Below are 23109 nucleotides of genomic sequence, written 5' to 3' on the forward strand. Positions count from 1 at the left end.
TGACTGATTAGGACGTCAAAAAGATTAAATGAAAGGGGGTAAGGAATGGGTATTAAAGTGTTGCAATCCAAGCTGTTTTCCTCCCTGGTAAAACCATTTTTAAACCAGGGCCGAAATCGCGATCGCTACCCCCTGTCATACTTGTTTATCGGTACAGCGGCGGTAGCGGCCCTAGGAGCCATCGCTCCAGTTCAGGCCCAAAGCACTACCCAAAGCTCTCTAGATTCGGCGGTAGCTCAAACGGCTGTGGCACTGCCCGAGGCTGGTCGCTATCTATTTGGCCAGGTATCTCAACCCGACCAAATTGGCCAGGGCTATGTAGTCCTTGAGCGCACGGGCGATCGCGTCTATGGTGCTTTGTATTACCCCAGCTCATCCTTTGATTGTTTCTATGGCCAGGTAGAGGGCAGCGATCTAGCAATGACTATTGTCAATAGCTACGATCAAGAGGCTTACCCCTATAGCCTGGCCCTAGTTGATGGCCCTGTCGTAGCGGCCAATGGGGCAGCTGGTGAGCTATCCCCGTTTGGGCTTGACGGCTTTTTTGCCCTCGATACCCTAAGCGACAACGACCACCGTATGCTCGACATGTGCCAGTCGGCTGTTGTTCCAGAACAATAAGGCGGGCTAGAGATCAGGTCAGAGGTCAGGTTGAAGAGTAGAGCCGTAGGGCAACGCTAAAGTTGGGCCAGTCGTTACCCAGTTGACGGTTAAACCAGGAGCGCTAGTCTATGCTTAAAGCTCCTTTACTATGTTGCAGGTCGCGTGAACGCAGCAGAACAGGCTAACAGCATCGAGTTCGCCAGTAAAATAGCCGCCGTGGTCGGCCTTTTCAAGGCAGAACTGCCTGATCTGCGGGCCGATCTTAAACCTTGGGCCAACGACCCCGACACTCGCGATCTAGTTGATCCCGATTCGATCGATTTGGGGTTTCATTTTCCTGGTGTGAGTCGGCTGTTTCAGTGCCGCAGCCTGCTGGTACAGATTCGCCTGTATACCGATCCGGAAGCAGGCGACTGTCAAAGGGGCGATGCCCGAAGGGATACCCATTCTGAATCGGTTCCCGAACGCTCCGTGAATCGCCGCGTCATTGGCCTTGACCTGGCTGGGTTCGACCACCGAGGCAAGCGCTGGAGCCTGTCTACTATCGATAGCTGGGCCTTTTTGGGCGACGTTACCCCCGACCCCACCTGCCGAGAGCGACTGCGTCGCTGCTGTCGCCAGGTGTTCGTTTTATTTAACACACCCTCCGAGATGACCTAGCGCCATTAGATTCTGGCTAATCTCGACCTAGACGCGAAGCACTGAGGTCGAGATTAGCCAGAATTTGTGAATTCGTTATTCTGACCGTAGGTATCTGCAAAAGTGGGATGCCCCCGTCTAGGTCAGTCAACCGCCAGTCTTACCAGCTAGTTTTGAGCCCCTGGAGCCGCATGGTCTCTTGCAGCATCCCCATCGAGCCGCTGGGGATCACCTCTGCTGGGTCGCTGACGGGCGTGTTAGGCGACACCAGCCAGCCAGCCGTCACCCCTGCAGCGGCTCCCGCCTGCCACTCACCGTAGTGAATGCGGGTAGACGCATTGGCAATATGGGTCGTGGCCATGGCTTTGCCACCCATAAGCAGGTTGTCGATCCCCTGGGGGATCAGGCTTTCTAACGGAATTTGCACCGGCTTGACGCGGGGTTCTTGGGCCGGAGCGCTAACCGCCTCTCCTGAGGGTTGCCAATTGCGGTAGCGGCAGCCGTGAATATCGATCGCGTAGTGGGTGAGGCCCACAGCGGTAGGACTAAAGTTTCGCTGACCAGGAAAGTCGTAGCGGAGATCGTTTTCACGAATCATAAATTCATCTTGGCCATAGGCCGCGCGGCCCACAATCCTGCGTCCTTCGCGAAAATAAGGGACCATACTGAGCCCTGATAACGTGCCCATCGGGCTGTCGTTCCCGTAGAGGTAGGCCAAGGGATAATCTGGGCCAGACTGGGTTTCAAGCAGCCAGCGGGCAAAGGTAAGGGCGTTCTCTTCGCCAAATTTGAGAGCTGATTGCGACAGGCCTCCCATCCAGTTTTGGTGTTGCCCGGAGGCCTCCAGTGCGGCCGCATTGAGCACCAGAGGTGTGTCTACCCAGTTCCAATCGTTGCCCCGGTTCCAGTTCATCATAGAAATATCGCCGGAGGCTGGAGCGCTGGTGTAGGGGTTGCCGCGTGTCTGACTGACGATGCGCCGATAGTTAAACACGCTCTTGCCCGCAAAGAACGGGAACCCCTCCAGGTCAAAGATGGACTCGTATTCATGGAGGGCGTAGGTGGGCTGGAGCCGCGATAGAGCCGCCAGGCTGTCGCCCTGGTCATTTTGAATGGCGATCGCAAACGGGTAGGTAAAGGCCTGGGTACAGTCGGGGTTGTCGAAAGCGGCGGCATTGGGCTCGCCGGTGGTGGCCTGCGACTCAGACCCCAGGCGATAGGGCACCTTGGCCCAGGCCACCAGCTCCCCGGTATCGGTGGCGTCAATTACAATCATGCGCTGGCCGGGCGGGGCCTGTAGCTTCACGGGTATGCGGTCGAACTCAGCTGTGGGGGACCAGCTGTACCAGTGGGCTAGCTCCTCAGACAGTCGCCCCTTGGGCCTGTAGCCCGGATCTTTCGGAATCCGTCGTACGCCGTATACTGCCGTAATGCGGCGACCTGTGGCATCAAACTCAGCCCCTTTGAAGGCGGTCATGGTGGCCCAGCGGCTGGCTGGAGCACTGGGGTTGGTGTCGGCTAAAAACTGCTCGGCGGCCTTGGCCCCTACCTGGGGTGGAAAGCAGAGGGTACCCACCCAACAGCTGTTGATATCAGCAACCGACCGCGATGTGCCACTGGGGCTCCAGCTGGGCAGCTCAGCTACCTGCTGCTTGATAATTTGGCGAAATCGCTGCCAGCTAGGCGACAGGTTATTGGCCTGGCGCATTCTCAGCGATTCATCTAGAGCCGACACCCCCTGAGCGCTGATCTGTCCCCCTAGCCAGGGCGCGACTTCAATCAGACAGGTCGTGGCCCCCGTGGCCATAGCGTGAGCGGCAGCAGCAACTCCCCCCAGCGAGCCCCCCACCACGACCACCTGGCATTCCCAAACGTCTTCAAACTTAGGCAAAGGGGCGACTTGGGGGCGACCATTAAAAACCATTGGCTGAGGTATCTGGGGCCGCTTCAGGGCCGGGGCAATCTCGCCGCCTGCCCCAGGTGATGGTGTAGGAGACCAGCGGGATGCGCTTAGCCCTGCGATCGCGCCAACCCCAAACATAACGGCGGCTAGACCCGATAGATTTCGCCATCGCTTTCGCCATCGAATATGCTGCTGAATCTGCCCGCGATCGCCCTTCACACCAAAGTCCTACCAAAATCTAGTTGACGCTGCCACGGTTGTAGCACACCTTTTCCCACTGCGATCGCCCTTTGGCATGCTCCGTTACAAGCCGCACCGGGGCAAGATGAACCTGGTAAAGTAGCCACAGATTTGCTTTCGCCTCGCCCTATGACCTCCGACCCGACCTTTGCGCCTACCCCCTCTACTGCCGATTCGGTGCCCTATGCCTCCTCTGGTAGCGGTGTAGTCTCTGCGGCTACACCGCTTCTGTCGGTAGAAGCGGTACAAAAATATCTCAATCGATCGCGGGCCTCGGTGTATCGCTACGCCAACACCGATCCCGAGCTACTCAACCCCCCCTACGACCAAACCAAGCTCAACCCCGAAGTGCGTCGAGATAAAGATGCTCCCCTAGAGTTTCGCCCCCAAGAGGTGCGGCGATTTGCTGAAGAAGTACTAGGTCTGCACCCCACCATTCAGGTACAACCTGTCGAAGAAACCCTCACCCACGATCTGATGCGGCAGATGCTTCAAGAACTGCGAGCGATCCGTAAACTCCTGGAGGAGCAGGGGAAGTGAGGGGATGAGAAGGTGAAGGGATGAGGACGTGGAGCGTAATATCCGTAATTCCTGCAAACGGTCGGGAATGATAGATTCGAGATTGGTTTAAACCTGTAGGCTAGATCTAGCCATAAGTTAAGCCTTGGGGGTGATCAATGTCATGGATTGATTGCTATAACCTTGCATTATGGTTGTGATGGAACCGTTTTCCACCTCGGTGTCGTCGATAATCTCGTCCATGGCGAGCGCACGATGGCGGTGGCCTCAGCTGAGGCTCACCGATGATGGTTGGATATGTGGGATTGTCTGGGCTTTTGTGGCTCTGCCCCAACCTCAGACAGCTATCCCTTGTTGATTTCTGTAATGGCATGTATGGATTCTGCTAGTCAACCTGACACCCCTGCGGGGGAACCTCCTAGTCCTTCATCCAGTGTGTTGGGCGTATTAATTGCGGTTTTGACGCTAACGTTGCCGCTGTTTATGGTCGCCCATTTTTCATCAGCTACAGCCAATCTTGAACAACCCCCCGCCTTTGCGGCACCTGCTTCGGCGGGGCGTTAGGAAAGCACCTAATCCATTGGTAACTCAGTGATCGATCTATTGACATAAAGCGTGGGCAACGCTTCAGCCTCTTCTCCGCTATCGCCTTAACCTGCGGGATCGTGGCTTAAACCTTGCGGAAAATGAGTCATCGCCCCGTAGAATACTATGTCGGAAGGGCACTTGCTGGAGCTTGGCCGCTGTTATTTGCGGTGCGAGGATCCAGGCCTGCTGCCATGTCCGTGATGTTTATTTGTTATCCATTGGAGTATTGTTGTGGATCTATCCCGTATTCCAGCTCAGCCCGAGCCTGGACTAATCAATGTGCTGGTAGAGATTACCGGCGGCAGCAAAAATAAGTATGAATTTGACAAAGATCTAAACGCCTTTATTCTTGACCGGGTGCTGTTTTCGTCGGTGAAATACCCCTACGACTACGGCTTTGTGCCCAACACCCTAGCCGATGATGGCGATCCCCTCGACGGCATGGTGCTAATGGATGAACCTACGTTTCCGGGATGCGTAATTGCATCGCGGCCTATCGGCATGCTGGAAATGATTGACGGCGGCGATCGCGACGAGAAAATCCTCTGCGTGCCTGCTGAAGACCCCCGCTACGTCAACGTTAAGTCGTTAGATGACGTAGCCCCCCACCGGTTAGACGAGATCGCCGAATTCTTCCGCTCCTACAAAAATCTGGAGAAGAAGGTAACCGAAATTTTGGGCTGGCAGAATGTTGACAAGGTTGCGGCTTTGGTAGAGCAGTGCATAGCCGCAGCCAAGTAGCGCTGCGTTCCCTAAGACAAAAAAGGCGCTGCTTAGAGTTCTAAGCAGCGCCTTTTTATCGGTTAAAAACTCATTTGAGGGCCTATTCCCACCGGTTGCAACGGCAGGAATAAGCCGATCAGGTTTAGTAGAGCTCTTCTTCCTGGTGAGTCATGATGGTGCAGTCGGAGGTGGGGTAGGCAACGCAGGTTAGCACATACCCAGCGCCAATCTGGTCATCATCCAGGAAGGACTGATCGGATTGATCAACGGTACCAGCAGTGATTTTACCGGCGCAGGTGGAGCAAGCCCCAGCCCGGCAGGAGTAGGGCAGATCTAGGCCCTGCTCTTCGGCGGCATCAAGAATATAGGTATCGTCATCAACGTCGATGGTTTGATTGAGCCCTTCAGCTTCGTTGATCAGCGTAACCTTGAAGGTTGCCATGGTGCTATCCTCTCGTCAAATACAGATTTCACGTCGATCTATAAACTACAGAACAGCCTTGGGATAAGGTTTCCAGGATTTGCTCTGAGCAGATCTAACACAATCTTGATACTACGGGAAAACCTGAAGCCTGTCTTGCCTTTTTAAGGCTTGGCTGAACGGGATTCGTAATCAAACCGATTGGTAATGGATTGGTTTGCTTATGGGTTTCAGGATCCTAAACGATCAGTGGTGGCCATAGGGATGATCGAGACTCCGTAATTTGAGACAAATAGCCTAAAAAAAATGGGTCAGGCTGAATGTTCAGCCTGACCCAAGCGTAGGTGAAAAAAGGGTTGCCTACATTGACTGGTTATACTTAACGCCTCGGTAGGTCATTTCGACCTGATGATAATGGCTCTTACGGCGGTTAACATGCCGCCAGGTGGCCGGGGCTCCCCGATAGGTGCCAGCGGTTTCTACGCTGTCGATCTGCGCCTGGGGCAGCTGCACGTCGTACTGGGCACCACGATAGGACAGCTTCATGACAAAAACTCCGCGTTGAGGGTATCGATACAGCAGCAGCGTTACCCTCAGCCTGGTTGCGCGAATAATGAGCAAACTCGCTGAGTAAACTGTAGCTATATTTACAGTTTAGTTTGCGAGATCCTGGGTTTCAATTCTGGCGATCGCCCGACATAATTTTTATCAGTCCAGACCGAATGATTAAATACCTAGCTTCAGGGGTAAGGGCAGGGCGCTAACTCTAGACTTTTCGTACCTTTAGAGGCCCTTGCCCCTAAAGCTTTTCCTTTTTTCAAAAAACCGCCTAGGACTTACGACTGTTTTCAGCGACCTGAAGATTGAACTCGGCCTGGGTTAGCAGTGCCGCAACCTGACAGGCGGTGTCGGGGGAAATGGCTGGCTGGCTTTCCGATAAAAAATCAAGGTAGCCATTAAAGGTGCTCATGACGATTTGCTTGTTTTGCAGCATGGTTGATCTCCTCAAAAAGGCTTGGCTTGCAGACAGAAGCTGCCCCATCATAGAAGCTGCCCCATCATAGAAGCTGCCCAACCCCGATCGCTAATGTCGTTATACTTAATATTCTTTGATGGGAGCTGTTTGCAAAGGACGTTGGGGCTGCATCCATGGCCGATTTAGTGTTGTTTTGGCACCGTCGCGACCTGCGCCTGGGCGACAATGTGGGGTTGTCGGCGGCGCGCGATCGCACTCCCCAGGTTGTGGGTGTGTTCTGCCTTGATCCCAGCATTCTCCAAAACGGTGACGTAGCCCCGGCGCGAGTGGCCTACATGATTGGCTGCTTGAACGCGCTACAAACAGACTACGCCGAGGCGGGCGGACAGCTTCTGATTCTGCAGGGTGACCCACGCCAAAAAATTCCGGCCCTTGCTCAGGCGCTAGAGGTTGACGCGATCTACTGGAACCGCGATGTAGAACCCTACTCGCGCCAGCGCGACACCTGTGTTGCCCAGGCGCTCAAGGAAGCCAGTATAGAATTTCACACTACCTTTTGGGATCAGCTGCTGCACGCCCCAGGAGAGGTGCGCACCGGGGCAGGCGACCCTTACTCCGTCTACACCCCCTTCTGGCGCAACTGGATTCGGCGGGCTAAGGCCGACCCGCTGCCAGGCCCCAAAGGGCTGCAACCCCTGAGCGCCAAACAGAACAAGGCGGCGAAGACGGTCGGCTGCATCGATCTGCCCAGCGCCGCAGATTTGGGCTTTAGCTGGCAAAACGGGTTTCCGGTAGAGCCTGGAGAGCAGGGGGCGCTGGATCGGCTAGAGGCATTTTGCGCCGATGATCGCGCCGTTGCCGCTTACGACGAGCAGCGCAACTTTCCCTTTGTGGATGGCACCTCGCGTCTGAGTGCGGCGCTGAAGTTTGGAGCCGTGGGCATTCGCACTGTATGGGCCGCCGCCGATGCCGCCTACAGCCGCAGCCGCAGCGACGAAACCCGCGACAACGTGCAGACCTGGCAGCAGGAGCTAGCCTGGCGCGAGTTTTATCAGCACGTGATGTACTTTTTCCCGGAGCTGGCTGATGGTCCCTACCGATCGCCCCTAAAAGATTTTCCCTGGGTCAACAATGAAGACCACTTTGCCACCTGGTGCGAGGGGCGTACTGGTTACCCGATTGTGGATGCCGCCATGCGCCAGCTCAACGAGATTGGCTGGATGCACAACCGCTGCCGCATGATTGTGGCCAGTTTTCTGACCAAAGACCTGATTGTCAACTGGCAGTGGGGCGAGAAATACTTTATGCAGCATTTAGTAGACGGCGATCTGTCGGCCAACAATGGCGGCTGGCAGTGGAGTGCCTCTAGCGGCATGGACCCCAAACCGCTGCGGATTTTTAACCCCGCCAGTCAGGCCCAAAAGTATGACGCTGAGGCCGAATACATTCGCCAGTGGGTACCCGAACTCAGGTCGCTGGATACCGGAGCCCTGGTGACCGGGAAGATTGCGGCGGGCGATCGCGGCGACTACCCAGCCCCTATTGTCGACCACAAAACCCAGCAGGCGTTGTTTAAAGACAAGTACAAAGCCCAAAGGACTTAACCAGAGGCAAGGCTTAGGGTGACAGATAAAATAAAACTCTTCTAGGTTGAAACCCGTAGCTTTTCTTCTTTTGGATCCGAGTTTAATTTAACCCATAAGCAGTCTGCCAAAGCAACCGGGTCGGCATTGATTCGGGCTTAAAACTGCTCGACCTGGGCAATGAGGTTCGCTTTTTGGTCATAGGAGGAGTGATAGGTCATGTCCTCTCGCGGCTACTGTTAGAGATGCCCCACCGGCACAAAACCAGGACCTGTAGTTGGCCTTGTCAACAACGAAAATCGTAGCCATCAGCGTTCATCAGAAACTGGTGCTGGAGCTGTACACTTGCACTCTATGCAGTGGGTAATTTTTCTCCAATCCCCACCGCAAAACTGTCTGGAGTGTTGGATGATGTGTCGTATTGATACAAGGAACCCCTATGACTGCAACTGGCCACGAAGGGAGCCCAAATCCCAAACTGCTTCCACAAACGAGAGTATTGGGGGAAGCCGGAGTACCACCTAGCAAAGCGACTAACGGCAAGGTAGATATTAGTCAGCGGCGCTCTAGCTGTACCTGAAGCCGCATCGCATATACCAGCTAACTCAACAAGCACCTTTAGTCCTATCACATTTTCCAAAGCTTCTTGCTCCCCCCAGACCAAACTTTCCACTCTCTAGCCACTCTAGTTTGATGAGAGACCACCAGTCGGAGGTCAGACCTTGCAGCAAATAATCATAGGGCAGCCACCCATATCCGCTAAGTCCCCAACTTGTTCCCCACGAATTCCTAATCAGGAAGGCTCCTTGAGAGAATTCTTGAGGGTTGTTAGATTTCATGATTCTCTTAAAGTCGTGGTAGCCAACAGCTAAGGCAGCATGCCCCCCGACCGGCATATCAGGTTTTGAGAGGCCACATTCTGACTTACCCGGGTAGGGGATGTACCCTCGCTTAACATTAAATGGGTCATGAATGGACTCATGCAGTGTGAAGCCAAACGTGCATGGGAAGCCTGCTGCCAGAGCGATCTTGATACGAGTTAGCAGTTCATCCCCCATTATATTTGGCTGGTCAATGCGAAAGTAGTTTAGTGCTTGGTAGTTCTGGGCAAAGGAGTAGCAAAACGGTGTTGGCTCCTCGTCAAAATTGTCGGTGTCATAGCGCCAGTAATTTTCTGGAGGCACGCCAAATAGGGCCATCGCCTTAATAGTTTCTCGCAGCGAAGATCCAGAGTCGCCAGTACGCCCCATCAGGTTACGAGCAATTTTATAGAGAAACCTTCGAGAGACATCTTTATTGCCGCCGCCATACCTTCGCGCAAAGTATTCAACCAGCGCAGCCCCCGCTTGAGCAGAACAAGACTGTAACGACCCCTGGTCATAAATTGGAGAGCACCAGAGGCTTAAGTCTACTATTTGGGGAAGATAGGTATAGGTTCTTATATCAGGCGGTGGCGGATTATCTTTACCTTCTACAGATTCAAACCTTCTCCTAGCAGCCTTTCGATTCTTTAACAGATCTGCCCCACCAGGCACCAGATAACTGGGGAAAAGCCACTGGTTGATCTCACTATTGCTTGGGCTGCCTGAGGAGTTGACAGCTAGCCTATCACTTGCACTGATCGTTTGACCCGATGAATGAGATATGGGAACTGATCCAACGTGCTCATCCGTCAGTTCAAGGGTTACCAGATCCTTAAATCTACTGTTTTCTTGAGTAGCTTTAGGCTGTTGAGCATCTAATTCATGTTCATCAAGAAGTTCGATGAGTGCATTAAAAGTAACCAAGAAATCATTTTCTTTCTTGGAGTCTGCTTCAGTTTGTTCAGCAAACCACGTGACAGGATCACCTTCTAATTTTTCAGCTTTTTTGTTTAAGTTTTGGATTCTCTCAATTAAATTAGATGCGTTCTCTAAGTCTGTGGATGCGTTCTCTAAATCTGTAGGTGCTTTATCCAAGCCACCGTTAGCACCCTGGGTAGGTTGTTTTTCTTTGTTTTCATCTGGTGTGGAGGCAACTGACTTAGAGTTTAGAAAAGCCACAACCCTATAGATTTTTCCGAGAAAATAAGCTGAGTCACAAAGTTTCTTTAGCTCTATCTTGAAAGATTCTGACAATTCTTGTGACTGAGAGTCTTTCAGATTCACTTTTATTACTAAAGCTTTAACGGCTAACAAGTCCCTTCTGAATGTCTCTTTGAAATAAATTTTAATTCTTTGAACAGAGAGGTCAACAGACTCTTTTGACAACTCTTTCAATCGATCGAGATTTTTTTGCTCTTCTTCAAGCGCAATAAAGTCTTTATCGGGTAGCTGAATCGTCTGCCCTAGTGAGTAAATAGGAGGCTTTTGCTTTGAGTCTTGGCTAGCACCTAGTAAGAGATTAGTCTTATCATCATATTTTTTTGGGTATTTGAATAAAGAGAGAAAAACTTTAGTCGCAATTTCCAGAGCTGTTCCCAGTGTTTTTGGGTAAGACCCTACAGGCCCAGCGATTAAAGTTATGACCGACAAAATAGGCTCTATCTCAAAGAAGTTCTCTCGTGCAAATTGCTCTACACGTAAGCCAATCTCTTTCCCGATTTTGTTAATCTCTTCTTCACCTTGATCCTGGCATCGTTGTCTGTGTTCTTCCACAAAGAGTAGTTCAAACACTGCTCTTAGCATATCCGAAGGCAAAGATGTAGAAAACGGAACTCGTGAGAATACTGCTTGCCTGAAGGATTTCAGTTCGGTGTCACTATCAAGTTTCTCTTCTTCCAACCGGTCTTCTTCAAGAGGGCCTACCTTCAGCCACTCCCTTAGCCATGTGTATGTTTGTATACCAACTATACCATCAGCATGAATTGCGTACTGCTTTGTATCTTTGCCGGGCTCATTCTCAACTTTTTCAATTGAGAGGTTCACCCAAGCCTGAAATCCATCAACTAATGCCCTCAGTATAAAATCATATTCTTCATCGTTGAGCCATGACCAATAGCGATTAGCTTCATTTAAGAAGACCAGGAAGTTATCTTTCTCTAAATCTATTCGATCATCTTTTTTATTTTTTCCTATACTGGCCTTTAAGTTGTTTTTTACACGGTTTCTCAAAGCTGCTTTGATAACACTAATCTTTTTTAATTTCTCTGCCGAATCATCTTCCTCTGAGGCAAACTCTGGCCTAGAAAATATTATATTTTTCTGATAAAAATAAACCATAAGAAACTTGAGCAATATAACTCGTCTGTCTTTTTTCTTTTCGGAGAGGACTTGGTACGTATTGACTTTGACAAAGTTAAACTGTTCTAGATCTTCTGAAAGGCGGTCAACTTCTTGCCTGGCTTCGAAAGGAAGACGGTTGTCAATACTCTTTAGAATGTCACGAACTCTTCTAAGAGAAATTTTAGAGTCATTATCTGAGTACTGCTTGGTAATTTCTGTATAGAGATCATAATCTCTTTCGTCAGGGCTGTCTGGAACCCAGCCAAGACCTTTTTCAGTGAATTTTTGGGGTCTATTTGCACTAAACATTTAGGGAGCCTTTTAATTTAGTAAGAGGTTTTTTCGATTAATCTTTGATTTGAAAACAAGTAACACCTATTTTTACAAGAGTTTACAGAGAACAGAAAGTGGTTGGCAATTCTTCTGCGCCCCCAGAAACAGTTCGGCGTTGGGCTGGGTAGTCCCTTACCCAGCCACAGCCCTCTTCCATGAGTTGATCTAGACTGATGTTGCTAATATCCCAAACAATTATGTTATCGTCTGCACCCCCAGTCACAAAAGCCGTCCCATCTTGGTTGAAATCTACTGCATAGACTCCCTGGCTATGCCCTTTAAAGGTTGTTATCAACGTGCCATCTTTTTGCCACAGTTTGACCGCACCGTCATCACTAGCAGTGGCAATTCTCTGTCCATCTGGACTAAGAGCAATACTCCACACCGGGGCTGTGTGCCCCTCTAAGACTGCAATGGGCTCATCTGGTTTTGCTAGATCCCATACTCGAGTCAAGTTGTCTGCACCACTCGCTGCTACGGTTAAGTTGTCTGGGCTAAAAACAACGCTATAAACCGATCCAGATGCAGCATCAAAAGAGTGAATAATCTGCCCACTCTGGTTCCAAACTTTAACAGTGCCATCTTCACTGGCGGTGGCTAAAAATTTGCCATCATTACTAAACACAACTTTTTGGACCCCATTTGTATGCCCTTTCATTTCCGTCAACAAATTGCCCTTTATATCCCAGAGCTTAGCTGTACCGTCATAGCTAGAGGTCGCAATATTTTGGCCTGAAGGACTAAAACTGACGCTCAAAACAATATCTGTATGCCCTTTCAATGAAGAGATCAAAGTGCCATTCATATCCCAGATATGAGCTACTCCACTACTGCTAGCGGAAGCAAGGAGCTGTTCCTTTGGGCTAAAGTCCAGCCCGTTTACAGAACCTCCAGCCCCATTTAGGCTGGAGATAACTCTGATCTTTTTGCCTTGATTGTTCCATATAAAAATTTGGCCGTTACGGTCAGATGTTGCTATAAACTGCCCATCAGAGCTGTAGCTAACCGCATAAATATCATCTGGGTGGCCACTTAAGATCTGGGCTTTTCCTGGGCCTAACTGCCAGAGCCTTACTGTCTTATCTGTGCTGGCCGAAGCCAAGATTAGCTGACCAGGGGTGGAAGAGTCTATGGGGCGAAAGCTGAGGTTTAGAACCCTACCCTCATGGCCATTGAGCGTTTCTAGGAGAAATCCTTGCCGGTTCCAGACTTTGACGGTGCCATCATTACTCGCAGTGGCGACATATTGGTTGTCAGGGCTAAAAACGATACTTTGAACAATATCTTCGTGTCCGACTAAAGCTATGGGCTCAGCATCTAGAGACTCTAAATTCCACAAGAAGGCTATCCCGTCTGTACTGGCCGACGCTAATGTGCGGCCATCGGCAATGTAGCTAACCTGAGTAACAATCGGAGCGGGACCGTTGAGGATACCTGACCTGTTTCCTGCCCTATCCCAAAGTTCAATGGTGCCATCAGCATTGCCAGTAGCAACAGATTGACCATCGGGAGAAAAGCTCACTGTGTAAATTCCTCCTCCCCCTCCCTGAAGCACAATGGGAAGAGCCTGCCCCTCCAAATTCCAAAACTTGACGGTACCGTCTTCACTAGCCGTCGCCACCGTTTGACCATCTGGGCTAAAACTAGCGCCCCAGATCGTAGCAGTGTGGCCTTTTAAGGTTGCGACCTCTTCCCCCTTAGGAGTCCAGAGCCGTGCTGTTTGGTCAAAACTAGCTGTGGCTAGTAGATCCCCTTTAGGGCTAAAGCTCACTCCTGTAACTGTGTCAGTGTGGCCTTCGAGAGTAGTAATCTCTTGACCGGTAGATTTCCAAATCTTTGCAGTACCATCAAAGCTAGCTGTAGCAATGGTCTGACCATCAGGGCTAAAGCTCACCCCGTTAACAGTGTCTGTGTGGCCCTCCAGACGGTTAACTTCTTTGACCCAAAATACTGCTTGGGTCAGGGCTTCTACAACTTTAAGCCCTAACTCAGGCCGGTTTTGCAGTAGCCGGGTTTGTTGCAACTGATGTCCTGCCTGCAACGATAGCAAGAGCGCATCGAAACGATCAGGGTTATCCCTAAAGGCAAGATTGGCTCTGTCTACCGCCGACTGAATTTGTAAAGAGTGCAGGTGCCGGTAAGCCTGTAACAAGACAACACCTGTACCTGCCGTCACCGCCAGGGTGAGCCCCAGCACCGTCGCACCCACGCGCTTTAGCCGTCGTGCTTGTTTGCCGGTCTCTAGTAGCCTCCGGTTGGCCTCCTCCACATCGCGGCTCTTGTCAAGATAGATCCGGTGCTGTTCGGCCACCTTAGGTTCTTGTTTTTTAGCGATCGCGGATTCCAACCACTGCTCGGCTTCCAGCAAATCTTGGCCGCGCAAAAGTAAATCGTCTCGCCGATGGGCCTGCTCCCACTCCAAGGCCCGAGTTAATAAGCGGGTATGGGCACGAACATAGGGAAGATTTAGGTTGATGGCCTGTACCAAAGACTGAAACGCTTGGTCAAAGTCATCCTGTTCTCGAAACATGATCCAATTGTGGCGGCTCAGCCCCTCATGCATAAACACCTTATCGAACCCTTGCCGCCGTACAATCGGCACCAAGCGTTTGTTGTGGGCGGTGGCGTGTTCAATCTCCCGGCGGCACACCTTCGACTGAATCGAGTCGGGGCTAATCACAAAGACAAATGAATCTGTCGACTCAATCCCTCGCTTAATTTCTTCCCACCAGTCAGCCGTCAGGGCAATGTCCTGCCAGTCAATCCAGGCATCGTATTTACTACGGCTTAAAGCTTCATGCAGCACTCTTGCAAAATCAATGTCTTTACGGGAGTAAGAAATAAAAATATCAGCCACAGGAGGAAATTGAGGTAGGGCACCAGTGGCTTAATTATGGTCTTTTTGGGCAGCCCCGCTTTAAATTCCATAATTATTCAATATCAATCTATAGCTCTTTAGAGATTAATGCTTTTAGCTTTAGCTTTGCTTCCTTTAAAAATCCAGGTACAGTACCCATATCTCACTGCAACAAGCTGTAGTCAGCCCTCGCAGATCTCCAAAAAGTAGATACAGTCAGCCCAATTTTCAGTAGTCAGGGCATAGACAGCAATTCGGACAGATTTGAGCGGTTCATTACCTGATAAGAGACCAGTGCCTTAAGTTCACCAATGCATTTCAAAATTGGCTGGAGGATCTGCTTAAAACAATAAGCTGGGTATGCTCACCCGAGAAGAATATGAGGAGCTTAACTCGATCGGCGAAATTGATCGTCTCTTTACCTACCTCAACTCCTTATAGCTGTTTACCGCCGTCGCCTGGGGCGCACAATACTAAACAGCAGCCACAGGCCAAAGAAGCTGGCCGCCGCAAACAAAACAATGCTAAGAATCTGCCCCTGGGGCGACTGGCGGCCCGTGGCGACGATCGCTGCTCCCACGATCAAAGCGGCCACCACAATGCTAAACGACTGGCGGTTGGAGGCTTCGTCAAGGCTGCGGCGCAGTTCATCAACACCTTGAATCTTGAGGTTAAAGGTAAGCTGCTCAGAACTGAGGCGATCAAGCAAGAAGCCTACCTGACGCGGCGAACTTAGCGACAGGTTGCGAAATTCTAGCCCCGTACGCAGCAGCGCCAGCAGCGGATCGTCTCCCACCAGCTGCTGACGAAACAAGTCGGCCATCAGCGGCCGCACTTCATCAATTAGATTGACGCCAGGGTTGAACTGGCGAGCGGCTCCCTCCAGGTTGGCCAGCGATTTGGTGAACAGCCCCACATTGGCGGGCCAGCGCAGATTGTTGCGAATGCCCGCCGCTAGAATTTCGCCAAAAATTTCGGCGGTGTTAATCTGCTCCAAACTTAGGCCATAGTAGCGGCCCAGCAGTCGGGTGTAGTCGCTCTCTAGCCGGGCCAGGTTAACCGGCTTTAGGGGTTCGGCCAGCTGCAGCGTCAGCTGAGCGCACCGCTGGGAATCGCTATTGACAATGGCCAGCACCATTTCAGTCATCGTGGTGCGGGTGCGAGGGTCCATATGACCCATCATGCCGCAGTCTAACAAGGCCAGGCGGCCGTCTTCTAGGTAAAAAATATTGCCGGGGTGAGGGTCGGCGTGAAAGAAGCCATCGACAAAATATTGCTTGAAAAAGGCCCGAAACAGCAGAGTAGTGGCTTTTGCCCGCAGACCAACACTGTCGCTGTGGATATCTTCGACCCGCAGGTCGGCCTTGAGCAGGGGGGTGCCCTCCAGCCACTCCATCGCCATAATCTTGGAGTTGGTTAGATCCCAATAAATTTCCGGTACGACCAGCTGGCTGGCGTCGTACCAGGCGCTTTTGGAGAGATTGCTCCGCAGCTGATCGGTATAGGCCGCTTCGGTGGTGAAATCGAGTTCGGCATTGAGGGCATCGGCAAATTCTTCGGCCAAATCGACCACGTTGTAGCGCTGGCCAAACTGGGTCGCCGACACCAGCCGCGCAATATCGCGAATTAACGTCATGTCGCGCTCGACCTGACGCTCAATGCCGGGGCGCTGCACCTTGAGGGCTACCTGCCGACCATCTTTGAGCACGGCCTTGTGGGTTTGGGCGATTGAACCCGCCGCGATCGCGAAATATTCCAGCCGCTCAAATAAATCCTCCGGGGAGCGGGCGAGGTACTGGCGGATGTGGATTTCAATCTCCTCAGGGTCTACGGCCGGAACCGTGCTTTGTAGGCTGCTGAGTTCTTCAATATACGCCGGGGGCATGAGGTCAGGACGAGTGCTCAATAGCTGGCCCAGCTTGACGTATACCGGCCCTAGGTCGGTCAAGATATTGCGCAGCACCGCCGGGGGCGGCAGCTCGGGCTCGTCGGCTTGCCCCCCGACCAGTAGCCGCCGCATGTAGTCCCAGCCGTGGCTCAGCACGACTTCGACGATTTCTCTTTGCCGGGTCAAACGAGACGATGAAACCATTGGAAACTGGGATACAGATGGATCGATGCTAACGCACTGACGTTAAGGCTTTGTCACTTGAGACCTATCCAGCTGAGTTGGTTCAAGTGACTATTGATAAACCAGCGGCAGGGCGGCATTCACCCGGTGTTATGATGCTTGGGCGCTGTCGGTTCTGGTGGGGATCAGCCACTGGAGGCAACGGGGAAAGTGCAGTGTAAGCCTGCCGCTGTCCCGCAGCTGTAAGGTCATTTTTGCTCAGCAGATTAGTCTGTTCAACACCAAAATGACCGAGCCAGAATGCCCGCCGATCGCACTGTTGATCTTTCTTCGTCTGCGAGGTACGGATGAATCACTACTTTTCTGCCTTGAAATCAATCGGGGCCAATTTGTTGTCGAATCGGCTAAGCCGTGGGGTTGTGGGGGCGATCGCGGCCTTACTGCTGCTGCCGTTGCCCAGCCTGGCCCACCACCCGCTGGGCGGTCAGGTGCCTAGCACTTTTGCGGAGGGCTTTTTGTCGGGCTTGGGCCACCCAATCATTGGGCTTGATCACTTAGCCTTTGTGGTGGCCGTGGGCTTGCTAGCGGCGGTAAGCACGTGGGGCATCGTCATTCCCGTTGCCTTCGTGCTGGCAGCCATGGCCGGAACGGGGCTCCACCTGGCGGCGATCACCCTACCGATGGCTGAGCTGATTATTGCTGGATCGGTACTGGGGTTTGGCGTGCTGCTGGCGCTTAAGAATCGGCCCCAAAGTGCTGTGGTTGCTGGGTTGGCGGCGATCGCAGGACTATTTCACGGGTTTGCCTACGGCGAGGCCGTTTTTGGGGCTCAAACCGTGCCCTTAGCTGCCTATCTAGCCGGGTTTACGGTGGTGCAGATGGCGATCGCGGTGACGGCCTTTGTAATTGGGCGGCAGCTAACCCAACGTACAAACGCGTTTTCGATCCAGCCAGCGGGCCTGGTTATTTGCGGCATTGGCGCTACTTTTCTGGCGACAGCGCTGCTCAACGCAGTACTGCCGGTTTAAAACGCATCCTTATCTCCTAGGATACCCCCGATATTCTAAGCGGTGCCGCCAGCTAGGCAGCACCAGGTCCATCTCTGATAGGCCTGGTGCTGCGTCCGATCATGGTTAAGGGAGACTTCTTGGGGGAGCCTAGCGATCGCTTTTCAAGCCCTGCTGCACCGGGTCAAACCCATTCGGAAAGTGCGTTTCTTGGGGGTCGTAGTCTGCTGAGGTCAGGCAGGCCCCTGTCAGGTTAGCCGTCTTCAGGTTAGTACCAATTAACATGGCTCCCCGCAGGTCGGCCTCGGTCAGGTTGGCCTCGGCCAGATTGGCGTAGCTAAGGTCGGCTCCCCGCAGGTTAGCGCCCCTCAAGTCGCTACCACTCAGGTCGGCGTAGCTGAGGTCTGCCCCCTTGAGGTCTGCCTGACTGAGGTCAACCTCTGAGAGAATGACGCTGCTAAAGGTGCGCTGCCCGGTGGCGTAGGCGTGTAGCAAAGCAGGAGCCGTGGCAATATTGGCAGCAGGGGCAGGCTGAGTCATGGCAAATATGGGAATAGACCTCTTTAGCTTAGGGGCAGACCGCTGGGGTGCACCACAGTTGTAACCATCCTTTAAGCGGGTAGGCACCGCTGCTGTTGGCGTTTCCCCTTCTGTCCGATCAAATCTAATCGTCCCTTAGCTCCGCAGGGTGACCTTAAACTGCTTTTCTAACGCGGCGCGTACTTTTTGGTGGACGGGGTCGACGGTGTCATCGGTCAGGGTTTGATCCGGGGAGCGATAAACCAGGCGAAAAGCAAGGCTGCGCTGTCCCTCGGGCACGGTTTCACCCCGGTATTCATCGAATAAATCGACAGATTCCAGCAGTTTGCCTCCGGCTTTAGCCATGGCGGTGGTCAAGTCAGCTACGGGTACCTCTAGGGGCGCGTAGAAGGCCAAGTCGCGATCGCTGGCCGGAAAGGTCGAGTAGGCCGCAAACTTGGCCGACTTTTGCAGCACCGGCACCAGGCAGGTCTCCAGCGCCGACCAGTTGAGCTGAAACACATACACCTCAGCGGGCAGCTGGCGCTGCTGGCGCAGTTGTGGGTGCAGCTGGCCAAACCGCCCTAGTTCTAGCCGCCCCCGCACCCACAGCGACGCCGTGCGGCCGGGGTGAAAACGCGGGTCGGTGCTATCGGCCCGGTAGTCAACCGCCAGCCCCAGGCGATGGAATACGCTGTCTAAAATGCCCTTGGCCTCGTACCAGGTGAGGGGCTGGTCTTGGCCGCCGGTTACCCACTGGCTCGATTGCCCGTCACCGCCGACAATGCCGCCCACCGCCTCGGCTTCGTGGATGCCGTCGTCGTCCTGCCAAAAAATATGGCCAATCTCAAAGCCGTTGAGGGGGCCGTTGCCCTGGTTGAGGTTAAAGGCGTAGGCCTCGATCAGACCATCGACTAAATCCTGTCGCAGGGCAGAATATTCAGGAAACAGTGGGTTGGCCAGAGTAACCTGGCGATCGCTAATTGGCTTGGTCAACGAGTAATGCAGCAGCTCGGTCAGCCCCGCCGCCCGAAAGGCCTCCCGCAACCGACGCCGCAGGGCCGCTTCCACCGAGAGGTAGCCCCCCACCGCCCTTTGGGGCAGGGTGTCAGCAAAATGGTTGTAGCCGTAGAGGCGGGCAACCTCTTCAATTAAATCGACCTCGCGCTCCAGGTCGCGGTAGCGGTAGGCGGGCACCGTCACAGCCCACACCCCTGCGTCGTCGGCAGGCGCTACCTGGCAGCCCAGCGTTTCCAATAGCCGCTGAATGGTCTCAGGCGGCAATTCCTGAGGCGTATCCCCCAAATTGACAACTTTGCCTAACAGCTGAGCCACCCGGCCCAACCGCAGGGTCAGCACCCGTTCGGGAATAGCGGCCCCGAGGGCTGTAGTACCCACGGTTTGAGCCACCACGGTGGCCCCGGCTAGCTCCTGCAGCAGCTGGAGGGCGCGATCGCAGGCCAGCCCCAGTTCAGCCGGGTTGACCCCCCGCTCATAGCGAGCCGAAGCCTCCGTACGCAACCCCTGACTGCGGGCCGATTTACGAATCGCTGCCGCATCAAAAAAGGCGGCCTCTAGCAGAATGGCCTGGGTACCGTCGTGCACTTCGGTGGCTTCACCGCCCATTACCCCGGCCAGAGCCACAGGCTGATCGTTAGCGGTAATCAGCAGCGTTTCCGGCTGGAGCTGACGCTTCTGGCTATCTAGCGTCACCAGGGTTTCGCCAGGCTGGGCATAGCGAACCCCCAGGGTTAACCCATCGCCGGTAGTGGGCAGGCGATCGCGATCGAAGGCGTGCAGCGGCTGACCCCATTCCAGCAGCACATAGTTGGTGATATCTACCACGTTGTTAATAGGCCGGGTGCCCGCCGCCACCAGGCGCTGCTGCAACCACTGGGGAGACGGCCCCAGTTCAATATTCTCCAGCACCGTACCCATGTAAATGGGGCAGGCTTTCTCATCGGTGAGGGCGATCGCCAAAGCCGCCTGATTCTCAGGTATCGCCGGAGATGGGGTAACGGGCAGACGCAGCGTTGCTCCTGTAATCGCCGCTACCTCACGGGCAATGCCCACCATGCTCAGGGCGTCGGCCCGGTTAGCGGTGGAGGTGACATCCAAAATTATGTCATCGAGACCCAGCAAAGGGCGCACGTCTTGCCCTAGCTCCAGCTCCTCGGCCGCAAAAATATGAATACCCTCCGAATCCTTCGCCAAACCCAGTTCAGCCAGAGAGCAAATCATGCCCTCGGAGGGCACCCCGCGCAGCTTGCGAGGCTTAATAGTGAGATCGACAACGGGCAAATGCGTATTCACCGTCGCCACCGCCACGTAGATATCGGCGCGCACATTGGCGGCTCCGCACACTATAGTTGACCTATCGGCCTGGCCAATATCCACCACACAAACGCTAAGCTTATCGGCATCGGGGTGCGGGGTGCGATCTACCACTCGACCCACTACCACGCCATCAGCCCAAGTGCGTCTATCTTCAATGTCTTCTACCTCAAAGCCTGCCATAGTTAGGGCATCGGCTAGCTCTTCTGGAGAAAGCTGAACATTGACGTATTCGTTGAGCCAGTTGAGAGATATGCGCATGGTAGGGCTAGTTTGACCGCTAAAAAAAGCTGAAACGCTGTAGGTTAAACCTCATCCAAGTCCAGAAGTGGAGTTTGGCCGGTGGGAAACCTACAGATTCCGAGCTGAACTTGATATATTTGCCCAAACATTCTACCCCGTGGGCATTGCATCTACCCAAGGGCGACCCCGGCCCAGCATTCTACTGGCGCACAACTGCGCCTGGGGATCAAGGGTTCATCGATTTTTTACATTTCACTGCGATTTTGGGCGGAAGTATATATCCCTGTGGGTGAATGCTATAACCCCTCTCTGAAAGAGGGAACAATTGGGGTAATGTGGCATTACCGCATGGGACTGGCCCTCACAACTCCCGCATTGTCGGCGTTGTGGCCCCCATCTAAACTGCCCCGCTGCTGGTTAACTCAACCCCAGGCGTAGTCTTCGGGCCTCGTCTAGATATCCACCATCCTGGGCCGCATGAGCTACTGCATTCAACCCGACTGTTCAAAGCCAAAAAACCCCCCCACGGTCAGCCATTGTCAAAACTGTGGGGCAGAGCTGCTGCTGCGGGGCCGTTATCGCATGATTCGCGCCCTGGGGCGGGGCGGCTTTGGTGCTACGTTCTTAGCCCGCGATGAACTGCTGCCGGGCAAACCTCCCTGCGTCATTAAGCAGCTGCGCCCGTCGGCCGAGGCTCCCCACATCCTCGAAATGGCCCGCGATCTATTTAAGCGGGAAGCCAAAATTTTGGGAATGATTGGCAACCATCCCCAGCTGCCTCGCCTGCTTGATTACTTTGAAAGCGATCAAGAGTTCTTTTTGGTGCAGGAATATATCAACGGACTCACGCTTCAGCAGGAAGTCAAGCGCGGTGGCCCCTTTACCGAAGCGGGGGTGAAGCAGTTCTTGAGCGAAATTTTGGCGATGGTGCAGTACGTTCACGACAACCACGTCATTCACCGCGACATTAAACCCGCCAATATTATTCGCCGCGACCAGGATAAAAAACTGGTGCTGATTGACTTTGGCGCAGTAAAAGACAAGGTCAACCCAACCCAGGCCGCCAACTCTGACCAGACGGCCCTCACTGCCTACGCCATTGGCACCCCCGGCTATGCACCGCCCGAGCAAATGGCCATGCGCCCGGTATACGCCAGCGACATCTATGCTCTGGGGGTCACCTGCGTTTATCTGCTGGCGGGCAAAGCACCCAAGGATCTCAACTACGACCCCAATACGGGGGAACTGCTGTGGCGCGAGCAGGTACACATTAGCGACCACTTCGCTGGGGTGCTGCAAAAAATGCTGGAAATTTCGGTGAAGCACCGCTACCAAAGCGTAGCGGCCATTCACCGCGATCTAGATCTAGAGCCCTATATGGAGAGTTTGGCCCAAAATATGGCCTTTCCCTCGGCAGCGGGGCCGAACAGCAATGGGTTTACGAACAGCAGCGGACCGGTCAGCAATTCTTCCAGCCATCCGTCTATCAGCAATTCTGGCGGTTCTCCCTCATCTCGGATGGCGGCGGCGATTCGAGCCAGGCGCGAGCGATCGCATTCGGGGGCCAAGAGCGTCGCTCCCCTGGTACCCAGCCGCAATGGGACACCTTCTCCCCGGCCTAAAGTAGCCCCTGCTACCCTGCTGACCTCAGACGATGTCAAGCAAAAATACACCAAGGGGCGGCGCGACTTCTCGCTGCAAACCTTCAAAGACCTCGATTTGCAGCGCACGCTACTGGTGGAGGTCAACTTTAACCAATCCAAGTTGCCCAGCGCCAACTTCCAGGGGTCTGACCTCAGCAACGCCAACTTTGGCCGCGCTAACCTGATCCGGGCCACCCTACGCAACGCTAAGCTGGTCAAGGCCTACTTCCACTATGCCAATTTAGAAGGAGCCGACCTTCGCGGCGCAAATCTAGCCCACGCCTGTCTTTCTAATGCCAACCTGCGCGGCGCTAACCTCTGTGGAGCCGACCTCACGGGCGCATTGATCTCTGATGATCAGCTCGCTAGCGCTCGAACTAACTGGTCAACGGTTATGCCCAACGGTCGTCGTGGCGTGCTCTAGGGGCTGGCATCCATTAATGGCTGATAGTTCGAGCATCAGCGGTTACAGCCTCTTGCCTTAGCCCCTCGCCTTTTTTGGATTGGGTGCGACAACGCTGAGGGCATCAGGAGTATAGCTAGGACCGATGACACGCCCTAGGGCAGGGCAGCCGCCTGCGTCTGAGTTGAACCAGCGCTAGAGGTATCAACGGGTTCAGCGTTCAAAACTGGAGCGGGAGCGTTGCGCAGCGCCACTAAAGCCTCTTTGATAATGACCGCAGCGGGAACAGCCACAATGACCC

At 53.5% G+C, this 23109-nt stretch carries 16 protein-coding genes and 1 riboswitch; of the genes, 7 read left to right on the forward strand and 9 right to left on the reverse strand.

The genetic code is table 11. The features are described from left to right. Positions 1–45 precede the first annotated feature (45 nt). Together IQ273_RS05050 and IQ273_RS05055 are read left to right on the forward strand one after the other, a co-directional pair. Entirely contained in the window at positions 46–621 is a 576-nt protein-coding gene (locus IQ273_RS05050) for a hypothetical protein (protein WP_194022081.1), read from the forward strand. 144 nt (positions 622–765) lie between these two features. Continuing rightward, positions 766–1263: a hypothetical protein gene (locus IQ273_RS05055; protein ID WP_194022082.1), complete on the forward strand. Its 498-nt coding sequence runs from the start codon at positions 766–768 to the stop codon at positions 1261–1263. 139 nt (positions 1264–1402) lie between these two features. On the opposite strand, the gene IQ273_RS05060 is transcribed toward IQ273_RS05055, so the two are convergent. Beyond that, positions 1403–3364 carry an FAD-dependent oxidoreductase gene (locus IQ273_RS05060; RefSeq protein ID WP_194022083.1) on the reverse strand — a complete coding sequence of 654 codons (1962 nt, stop codon included), beginning with the start codon at positions 3362–3364 and terminating at the stop codon, positions 1403–1405. A 150-nt stretch (positions 3365–3514) separates the two neighbouring features. On the opposite strand from IQ273_RS05060, the gene IQ273_RS05065 reads away from it, so the two are divergent. Both IQ273_RS05065 and IQ273_RS05070 read left to right on the forward strand, forming a co-directional pair. Then, positions 3515–3925, forward strand: a complete 411-nt coding sequence (locus IQ273_RS05065) for a resolvase (protein ID WP_228052360.1) — start codon at positions 3515–3517, stop codon at positions 3923–3925. 798 nt (positions 3926–4723) lie between these two features. Beyond that, the gene (locus IQ273_RS05070) at positions 4724–5233 is read left to right on the forward strand and encodes an inorganic diphosphatase (RefSeq protein ID WP_194022084.1); all 510 of its coding nucleotides are present in this window, start codon (positions 4724–4726) and stop codon (positions 5231–5233) included. A gap of 124 nt (positions 5234–5357) precedes the next feature. Here the strand turns inward: IQ273_RS05070 and IQ273_RS05075 are convergent, their stop codons facing one another. The 3 genes from IQ273_RS05075 to IQ273_RS05085 form a co-directional block, all read right to left on the reverse strand. After that, positions 5358–5657, reverse strand: coding sequence for a ferredoxin (locus IQ273_RS05075; RefSeq protein ID WP_193968448.1), 300 nt, complete (start codon positions 5655–5657; stop codon positions 5358–5360). Positions 5658–5996: 339 nt separating this feature from the next. Continuing rightward, positions 5997–6182 (reverse strand): DUF4278 domain-containing protein, encoded by a 186-nt coding sequence (locus IQ273_RS05080; protein ID WP_194022085.1) that lies wholly within the window; start codon positions 6180–6182, stop codon positions 5997–5999. A gap of 283 nt (positions 6183–6465) precedes the next feature. Continuing rightward, entirely contained in the window at positions 6466–6630 is a 165-nt protein-coding gene (locus IQ273_RS05085) for a hypothetical protein (RefSeq protein WP_194022086.1), read from the reverse strand. A gap of 155 nt (positions 6631–6785) precedes the next feature. Here IQ273_RS05085 and IQ273_RS05090 point away from each other — a divergent pair, with 155 nt between their 5' ends. Beyond that, the gene (locus tag IQ273_RS05090; RefSeq protein ID WP_194022087.1) at positions 6786–8216 is read left to right on the forward strand and encodes an FAD-binding domain-containing protein; all 1431 of its coding nucleotides are present in this window, start codon (positions 6786–6788) and stop codon (positions 8214–8216) included. A 584-nt stretch (positions 8217–8800) separates the two neighbouring features. Here IQ273_RS05090 and IQ273_RS05095 read toward each other — a convergent pair. The 3 genes from IQ273_RS05095 to IQ273_RS05105 all read right to left on the reverse strand — a co-directional run bounded on the left by IQ273_RS05095 (position 8801) and on the right by IQ273_RS05105 (position 16680). Then, a complete protein-coding gene (locus tag IQ273_RS05095; RefSeq protein WP_228052361.1) occupies positions 8801–11707 on the reverse strand; it encodes a C1 family peptidase in 2907 nt (968 codons plus the stop codon). Between the two features lie 82 nt (positions 11708–11789). Further along, on the reverse strand, positions 11790–14588 hold the full coding sequence (locus tag IQ273_RS05100; RefSeq protein ID WP_194022088.1) for a TIR domain-containing protein: 2799 nt from the start codon (positions 14586–14588) through the stop codon (positions 11790–11792). Positions 14589–15033: 445 nt separating this feature from the next. Continuing rightward, the gene (locus tag IQ273_RS05105) at positions 15034–16680 is read right to left on the reverse strand and encodes an AarF/ABC1/UbiB kinase family protein (protein WP_194022089.1); all 1647 of its coding nucleotides are present in this window, start codon (positions 16678–16680) and stop codon (positions 15034–15036) included. A gap of 132 nt (positions 16681–16812) precedes the next feature. Beyond that, positions 16813–16986, forward strand: a riboswitch (cobalamin riboswitch). A 20-nt stretch (positions 16987–17006) separates the two neighbouring features. Here IQ273_RS05105 and IQ273_RS05110 point away from each other — a divergent pair. Further along, complete coding sequence (locus IQ273_RS05110; protein ID WP_194022090.1) at positions 17007–17687, forward strand: HupE/UreJ family protein; 681 nt, start codon at positions 17007–17009, stop codon at positions 17685–17687. A 129-nt stretch (positions 17688–17816) separates the two neighbouring features. On the opposite strand, the gene IQ273_RS05115 is transcribed toward IQ273_RS05110, so the two are convergent. Both IQ273_RS05115 and pheT read right to left on the reverse strand, forming a co-directional pair. Beyond that, the gene (locus tag IQ273_RS05115; RefSeq protein ID WP_194022091.1) at positions 17817–18206 is read right to left on the reverse strand and encodes a pentapeptide repeat-containing protein; all 390 of its coding nucleotides are present in this window, start codon (positions 18204–18206) and stop codon (positions 17817–17819) included. A gap of 135 nt (positions 18207–18341) precedes the next feature. Continuing rightward, positions 18342–20780, reverse strand: a complete 2439-nt coding sequence (gene pheT, locus IQ273_RS05120; RefSeq protein ID WP_194022092.1) for a phenylalanine--tRNA ligase subunit beta — start codon at positions 20778–20780, stop codon at positions 18342–18344. A 459-nt stretch (positions 20781–21239) separates the two neighbouring features. On the opposite strand from pheT, the gene IQ273_RS05125 reads away from it, so the two are divergent. Next, the gene (locus IQ273_RS05125) at positions 21240–22829 is read left to right on the forward strand and encodes a serine/threonine-protein kinase (RefSeq protein WP_194022093.1); all 1590 of its coding nucleotides are present in this window, start codon (positions 21240–21242) and stop codon (positions 22827–22829) included. Positions 22830–23109: the final 280 nt, after the last annotated feature.

Origin of the sequence: Nodosilinea sp. LEGE 07298 (assembly GCF_015207265.1) — a bacterium.
GTDB lineage: Bacteria > Cyanobacteriota > Cyanobacteriia > Phormidesmidales > Phormidesmidaceae > Nodosilinea.